This window comes from Pelomicrobium sp. G1 (assembly GCF_051905455.1).
Taxonomy (GTDB): Bacteria; Pseudomonadota; Gammaproteobacteria; order Burkholderiales; family UBA6910; genus Pelomicrobium.
On the sequence record NZ_JBQACR010000274.1, the window covers coordinates 1 to 293 of the forward strand.

Consider the following 293-nt stretch of genomic DNA (forward strand, 5'->3'; position numbering starts at 1 on the left):
GGAAGCTCCGGGTTTGGAATCGGCCCGAGAAAAGTCACACGATCGGAAATTCCCAACTTTTCGGCTAGGAACCGAAGGCGTTCTTCCTCCGGGCCGCTGCCCGCGATGGACAAGCTTGCACGGGGGTATCTGGCCAGGATGGCAGGCAGAGCGCCGAGCAGGTAGGTCAAACCTTTTTTTTCGACCAATCGCCCCACGAACAAAAGCTCGTGATCCCTTCTCTCACCGCGCCGTGCCGGTGTAAATAGCGTTTGAGCGTCGACACCCATGGAAATGACGTGCAGGGACTCGGC

The 293-nt window shown here is 58.4% G+C and carries 1 protein-coding gene; it reads right to left on the reverse strand.

Features of this window, described 5'->3' with window-relative positions; genetic code table 11:
* Positions 1-293: glycosyltransferase (locus tag ACTFO6_RS18480; RefSeq protein ID WP_439935835.1), on the reverse strand; the 293-nt coding region annotated here is incomplete at both ends.